We start from the raw sequence: 845 nt of genomic DNA, 5'->3' as shown, positions 1-845 counted from the left end.
GCAGGTGCTCCCAGGCAGCGGTCTCCGCGACGAGGCGATCATAGCTATTGATGCGACGATCGAGGCACTGGCCGCGCAGGACGCCGATTTCGATCTCGACCATGTTGAGCCAGCTGGCGTGTTTGGGCGTGTAGTGGAATTCCAGCCGTCGAAGGACGCGTCGCGCCTCTGAAGCAGGCAGAGCCTGGTAGAGCGCGGCGGCCGAGTGGGTTGACAGATTGTCGAGCACCACCCTGACGCGTTCGGCCTGCGGGTAATGGATATCGACGAGGTCGCGCATGCAATGGGCAAAGTCTTCCGCGGCGCGCCGCTCGGTGACCTTGACTTTGCGCCAGGAGCGGTGTGCGTCGAGGAAGACGAACAGGTTGGCGGTGCCGTTGCGCTTGTACTCGCAGTCATACCGCTCAAGCCGGCCCGGTTCGGCCGGGATCGGCTGTCGCACCTCGCCGATGAGTTGGGTCGGGCTTTCGTCGAAGCACACCACCGGTCGCTTCGGGTCCGGTGCCTCGGCATAGAGGTCGAGCACGTCCTCCATGCGCGCGACATACTCGGCGTCGACCTTGGGGATGCACCACATGTCCTTGCGCCAGGGCTTGAGATCGTTGTCTGCCAAGCGTCGGCGCACCGTCTCGCGCGACAGTTCCTGGTGATCGGTCAGCTTGACGAACTCACCGGCCAGCAGTTCCAGGGTCCAGCGGGCGCGGCCCGGCGGCGGACTGGAACAGGCGGTGGCCACCAGCAGGGCTTCTTCCTTGCCCGTCAGCTTGCGTTGCGCGCCTGCGCGTGGCTCTTCGCTGAGCGCCGCCTCCAGACCCATCTCCACGAAGCGGCGCTTGGTGCGATAG

The 845-nt window shown here is 65.4% G+C and carries 1 protein-coding gene; it reads right to left on the bottom strand.

Annotated features, from left to right (window positions below; genetic code table 11):
• Nucleotides 1–845 (bottom strand): IS630 family transposase (locus ACFFNA_RS39845; protein WP_378925844.1); only part of this gene is annotated, 845 nt, incomplete at both ends.

This window comes from Mesorhizobium kowhaii, assembly GCF_042431665.1.
In the GTDB taxonomy this organism is placed as follows: Bacteria; Pseudomonadota; Alphaproteobacteria; order Rhizobiales; family Rhizobiaceae; genus Mesorhizobium; species Mesorhizobium kowhaii.
Note: the sequence above shows the minus strand (reverse complement) of the source record. Positions and strands in the feature narration are given on the sequence as shown.